This is a genomic window from Intrasporangium sp., assembly GCF_040414665.1.
GTDB lineage: Bacteria > Actinomycetota > Actinomycetes > Actinomycetales > Dermatophilaceae > Intrasporangium.
This window is the reverse complement of the sequence record NZ_JBEDUL010000178.1, coordinates 1-5,719: the sequence shown is the minus strand read 5'-3', so window position 1 is coordinate 5,719 and position 5,719 is coordinate 1. Positions and strand designations below refer to the sequence as shown.

The window sequence follows — 5,719 nt, the reverse complement described above, 5'->3', positions numbered from 1 at the left end:
CCGACCGCCTCGTTGCCGACGACCCGCAATACGTCCCCGCGGCGTGGCGCGCCGTCGCCACCGCGAGCACCGAGCAGCTGCGTGCCTGCGAACGCCACGCCGATGCGGCATGGAGCTATCTCAGCCCCCCGGCCCTGCTCGAGCCCGGTCGACGCACCGGCAGCTATGAGCGCGGGACCACGACGCTGCTCGTCGGCACCGACGGCAGCTCCCGGATCAGCACCGAGGACCTCGCCGTGGCCGCGGTCGACGAGCTCGAGCGACCCGCCACGGATTGCCACTTCACCGTCAACCAGCTGTCCGTATGCCGCTGAGCCAGTTACGTGTGCGCGGCACCCTGCGCTGGGGTCACGTCACCGGCCGACGGCGGAAGCGCTCAGTTCACCGCGTAGTTGGGAGCCTCCACCATCCCTTGGATGTCGTGGGGGTGGCTCTCCTTGAGCGAGGCGGACGTGATCCGGACGAACTTGCCCTTCTCCTGCAGCTCGGGGATGGAGCGCGCGCCGACGTAGAACATGGCCTGCCGCAGCCCGCCCACCATCTGGTGCGCGACCTGCGAGACGGGACCCCGGTAGGCGACCCGTCCCTCGATGCCCTCCGGGACGAGCTTGTCGTCGGCGTCGACCTCGGCCTGGAAGTAGCGATCCTTCGAGTAGGACTTCTTGCCGCGCGAGCTCATCGCTCCGAGAGAGCCCATGCCGCGATAGGTCTTGAACTGCTTGCCGTTGATGAAGATCAGCTCACCGGGCGACTCCTCGCACCCGGCGAGGAGCGACCCGATCATGACCGCGTCGGCACCCGCGACGATGGCCTTGGCGATGTCGCCCGAGTAGTGGAGGCCGCCGTCCGCGATGACGGGAACGCCCGCGGGCTTGGCGGCGAGCGAGGCAGCGTGGACGGCGGTGATCTGCGGGGCGCCGACGCCGGTCACGATGCGGGTCGTGCAGATCGAGCCGGGCCCGACGCCCACCTTGATGGCGTCGGCCCCCGCATCGACGAACGCCTGCGCGCCCTCACGGGTCGCGACGTTACCGCCGATGACCTGGACGTGCCTCGTCGCGGGGTCGCTCTTGAGGCGCTGCACCATCTCGATGAGCATCCGCACGTGTCCATGGGCCGTGTCGGCCACGAGCACGTCGACACCGGCCTCGATGAGCGTCGTCGCACGCTCCCAGGCATCACCGAAGTAGCCGATCGCGGCGCCGACCATGAGGCGGCCGACGGCGTCATTGCTGGCGTTGGGGAACTGCTCGCTCTTGACGAAGTCCTTGACGGTGATCAAGCCGACGAGATGACCGGCGTCGTCGACCAGCGGCAGCCGCTCCCGCTTGTGCTGGCGCAGCAGCCGTGTGGCCTCCTCGCGGCTGATGCCCTCGTGTCCGGTGATGAGCGGCATGGGGGTCATGACGTCGCGCACCAGGGTGGTGGCCCACTCCTTGACCGGGGTGAACCGCAGGTCACGGTTGGTCACGATGCCGATGAGCGTCTTGTCACCGTCGACAACGGGGAGCCCTGAGACGCGGTACTCGCCGCAGCGCTGGTCGAGCTCCTCGAGGGTCGCGCCCGGCCCGATCGTGATCGGGTTGGAGATCATGCCCGTCTGCGTCCGCTTGACGAGGTCGACCTGATAGGCCTGGTCCGCGATCGACAGGTTGCGGTGGAGCACGCCGATGCCGCCCTGTCTGGCCATGGCGATGGCCATCCGCGCCTCCGTGACCGTGTCCATCGCGGCGGAGATGAGCGGCGCCTTGATCGTCAGCTCGCGAGTGAGCCGGGTCGTCGTGTCGATGTCATTGGGTGCGAGGTCGCTGTACCCCGGTAGCAGGAGGACGTCGTCATAGGTCAGGCCGAGGTTCTCGAAGGGGGAAGGGACGTCGTTCACACCGAGGGGCATTGCCTGATTCTACGGGAGACGACGGGCAGGTCCGTCCGTGCCCGAAACGCTAGGAGGGGTCTGGCACGACGCCCAGGGGCACGGTCGGCAGCGGCACCATGACCGGAAGCGTGGGTGCGGCCGCGAGACCAGCGTCGTCGGCTGGAGCCGACGACGAAGCGGGCACGGGGGTCGGAACCTCGGCCGCTCGGACACCCGGGTTCGTTGGTTGCGGCGGCTGGTTGACGGCCCTCTTCGTGCCTGTGTGGCGGCCAACGCCCGGCTCGCCGGCGTGAGCGGGCTGGCCCGTGACGGCTGGCTTGCCGGTGACGGCTGGCTTGCCCGTGTCAGCGGGCTTGCCGGTGTCAGCGGGCTTGCCGGTGTGGGATGCCGCCGAGGAGTCCGGCCCGGAGGGAGCGGCAGCGCTGTCGTCCGCGCCCGACGTGTCGTCGTTGACATCATCGCTCGGAGTCGCGGCCGCCGTCGTCCCGTTCGGCTCGGAGGCGGTCTCGTCGACGGGCGCTGCCAGTGGGCCGACCGGTGTCGCCGCCTCGTCAGAGGGGCCAGCCGCAGCACCCTGCTCCGCCTGTTGCTGGGGGGTTGAGCCCACTCGGCCCGGATCGTCAAGCCCCTGCTCCGGCGGGGCAAGGAGGACGGCCGTGGTGCCGTCGAGGGCGACCCACCGGTCCCGGCTTGCCGCGGCGCCGGATGCTCGCCCGAGGAACGCGGCCGGCGCGAGCAGCACCGGGCTCACGACATCGGGAAGCCAGGCCGAGTCGAACCGCGTGCCGTCGACACCCACGACCAGGACACGTCCGGCGGCATCACGGACGAGCCCCGCACCGAGGTCCGAAGCCGGGCGGCCCGGTGCTCGGCTCACCATCGCCGGCGCTGCGGAGTGCGCGCCACCCGGAACGGTGGCTGCCGCCGCGACACCAGCGCCCGACGCGCCGATCGTGAGGGCCGCAAAGGCCGAGAAGACGCGTTGGCGCCGGAAGCGATGACCCATCGGTCCCCGGCCCAGCGGCCGGTCGGCGTGCTCCGCGAGGGCGGCGAGCAGGCTCGCGATGGGGTCGTCACCTGCGGGCTGGCGACCGGCGACTCGGTCGATGAGCAGGTCGTCGGCGACGACCTGACTCAGCGGAGTCGGCCTGGTCACGCCACTTCACCTGCCTCGAGCTGCGTCAGCATCGTGCGGAGCCGGGCCAGAGCCCGGTGCTGCGCGACCCGCACCGCGCCGGGCGACATGCCGATCGCATCGGCAGTCTCCTCGGTCGACATGCCGACGGCAACTCGCAGGATGAGGATCTCGCGTTGGGCTTCCGGCAGCTTCTGCAGCAGGGCGAGGGCGAGCCCGGCCTCGTCTCGCGCGACTGCGGCCTCCTCGGGAGTCGGTGCGGCGTCAACCCGGTCGGGGAGGTCGGCCACGGGTGTCGCGCCGCGCATCTCGACGCGTTGCACGTCAGCGAGCTTGTGGGCCGCGATGCGATAGACGAACGCCTCGAACGGGAGCCCACGCTCCTCGTAGGTGGGCACGGCGGCCACCACGGCCATGCACACCTCCTGGGCTACGTCCTGCGCGAGATCCTCAGCCCCGAAGCGGCCGAGGCGGACACGCGCGTACCTCAAGGCCAGGTCGCGAACCCGTCGAACCAGCTGGTCGCGCGCGACGTCGTCGTGTGCCGCCCGGGACGCGAGCTCGCGGAGGGAGATGGCGGTGTCCACCCCTTCTATCGCACCGGTCGCGCGCGGCGTTACGCCGGACCGTGCAGCCCAGCTGAATCCCATTGGCGATCCAACCCCCGACCTCTCCACCCAGCGGGCCCCACCCACGAGGACCCCAAGGGCTGTGTCCCCACATGTTACGTGCGGTCACCTCCGTCCCGGGCGGAAAAGCAGATGCCATTTGCAGGGCATTTCTTGAACAAGTCTTGAAGATTCGGGCCTTCAATCGAGGGCTTTGCCCCGGTTAGCGTCGATCCACGGCTGCAGCAGAGCACCATCGGCCGTTGGTCACTGAACACGAAAGACGAGGACACGACACCATGGCCGAGATCACCCGCCTCCCGGGTCCGGTGGCGGACCTGTGGGACTGGCAGCTCGAGGGGGCGTGCCGGGGCGTCAGCCCCGAGGTGTTCTTTCACCCCGAAGGCGAGCGCGGGCCGCGACGCCGCAACCGGGACGCCGCCGCCAAGGCGGTCTGCGCCGCCTGCCCCGTCCTCGAAGAGTGCCGGTCTCATGCCCTCCAGGTCCGTGAGCCCTACGGGGTGTGGGGTGGCTTGACGGAGACGGAGCGCGAGCTCCTGTACGGCGAGCCGAGCACCGCGCCAGTGCACGCCATCGCCACCGCCTCCTGACCCGTAGGTCGCCGGCCAGTCAAGCGCGTATGCCGCTGAGCGCGCTCGCGGGGGGCAGCTCAGCGGCATACGTCCCCGGCCTCCACCCAAACGAAGGGCCACCCTCGAGATCGAGGGTGGCCCTTGTTGATGGTGACCGAAGGTCAGTGCCCGTGGCCGTGGCCGTGGCCGCCCGGCTCGGGCTCCTCCTCCGGCTTGTCGACGACGAGCGTGTCGGTCGTGAGGATCATCGACGCGATGGACTCGGCGTTGCGCAGGGCGGAGCGCGTCACCTTGACCGGGTCGATGACGCCGGCGGCGATGAGGTCGCCATACTCGCCCGTGGCCGCGTTGAGGCCCTGGCCGAGCGGGAGGTCGGCCACCTTCGAGGTGACGACGTAGCCCTGGTGACCGGCATTCTCCGCGATCCAGCGGAGGGGCTCGACGACCGCCTTGCGGACGATGGCAGCACCGGTCGCCTCGTCACCCTCGAGACCGAGGCCGTCGATGACCTCGGCAGCGTGGATGAGGGCCGTGCCGCCACCGGCGACGATGCCCTCCTCGATCGCGGCGCGGGTCGCGGAGATGGCGTCCTCGATGCGGTGCTTCTTCTCCTTGAGCTCCACCTCGGTGTGCGCGCCGACCTTGATGACACAGACGCCACCGGCCAGCTTGGCGAGGCGCTCCTGGAGCTTCTCGCGGTCCCAGTCGGAGTCGGTGCGCTCGATCTCGGACTTGATCTGCGCGATCCGGCCGTTGACCTCGGAGGCCTCGCCGGCGCCGTCGATGATCGTCGTGTTGTCCTTGGTCAGCACGACGCGGCGGGCCTGGCCGAGGACGGTCAGGTCGGCCTGGTCGAGCTTGAGGCCGACCTCCTCGGCGATGACCTGGCCACCGGTGAGGATGGCGATGTCCTGGAGCATGGCCTTGCGGCGGTCCCCGAAGCCGGGCGCCTTGACAGCCGCGACGTTGAAGGTGCCGCGGATCTTGTTGACGACGAGCGTGGACAGCGCCTCGCCCTCGACGTCCTCGGCGATGATGAGCAGCGGCTTGCCGGACTGGACGACCTTCTCGAGAACCGGCAGGAGGTCGGCGACGGCCGAGATCTTGCCCTGGTTGATGAGGACGTACGCGTCCTCGAGCACCGTCTCCATGCGCTCGGTGTCGGTGACGAAGTACGCCGAGAGGTAGCCCTTGTCGAACTGCATGCCCTCGGTGAACTCGAGCTCGGTCGCCGTCGTCGAGGACTCCTCGACGGTGATGACGCCGTCCTTGCCGACCTTGTCGAACGCCTCGCCGATGAGCCCACCGAGCGTGGAGTCCTGGGCGGAGAGCGTCGCGACGGAGGCGACCTCCTCCTTGCCGTTGACGTCGCGCGCGATGTCGAGCAGGCGGTCGTTGACCGCGCTCACGGCCTTGTCCATGCCGCGCTTGAGGGCGGCAGGAGCGGCGCCGGCGGCGACGTTGCGCAGGCCCTCCTTGACCATCGCCTGGGCGAGGACCGTCGCGG

The 5,719-nt window shown here is 70.1% G+C and carries 6 protein-coding genes; 2 read left to right on the top strand and 4 right to left on the bottom strand.

What is annotated here, in order from left to right:
- Window positions 1-314: NAD(P)-dependent oxidoreductase (locus ABF401_RS20165; protein ID WP_502908297.1), on the top strand; the 314-nt coding region annotated here is incomplete at its 5' end.
- 62 nt (window positions 315-376) lie between these two features.
- Here the strand turns inward: ABF401_RS20165 and guaB are convergent.
- The 3 genes from guaB to ABF401_RS20150 are packed head-to-tail and all read right to left on the bottom strand — an operon-like array spanning window position 377 to window position 3,598.
- The gene (gene guaB / locus ABF401_RS20160) at window positions 377-1,894 is read right to left on the bottom strand and encodes an IMP dehydrogenase (RefSeq protein WP_353511383.1); all 1,518 of its coding nucleotides are present in this window, start codon (window positions 1,892-1,894) and stop codon (window positions 377-379) included.
- A 49-nt stretch (window positions 1,895-1,943) separates the two neighbouring features.
- On the bottom strand, window positions 1,944-3,032 hold the full coding sequence (locus tag ABF401_RS20155) for a hypothetical protein (RefSeq protein ID WP_353511381.1): 1,089 nt from the start codon (window positions 3,030-3,032) through the stop codon (window positions 1,944-1,946).
- Window positions 3,029-3,598, bottom strand: coding sequence for a sigma-70 family RNA polymerase sigma factor (locus ABF401_RS20150; protein WP_353511380.1), 570 nt, complete (start codon window positions 3,596-3,598; stop codon window positions 3,029-3,031). Before ABF401_RS20150 ends, ABF401_RS20155 begins: the two co-directional genes overlap by 4 nt.
- Before the next feature lie 320 nt (window positions 3,599-3,918).
- Between ABF401_RS20150 and ABF401_RS20145 the strand changes: the two genes are divergently transcribed.
- The gene (locus tag ABF401_RS20145) at window positions 3,919-4,230 is read left to right on the top strand and encodes a WhiB family transcriptional regulator (RefSeq protein ID WP_353511379.1); all 312 of its coding nucleotides are present in this window, start codon (window positions 3,919-3,921) and stop codon (window positions 4,228-4,230) included.
- Window positions 4,231-4,373: 143 nt separating this feature from the next.
- Here ABF401_RS20145 and groL read toward each other — a convergent pair.
- Window positions 4,374-5,719, bottom strand: a 1,346-nt coding sequence (gene groL / locus ABF401_RS20140) for a chaperonin GroEL (RefSeq protein WP_353511378.1), incomplete at its 5' end; no start/stop codon positions are given.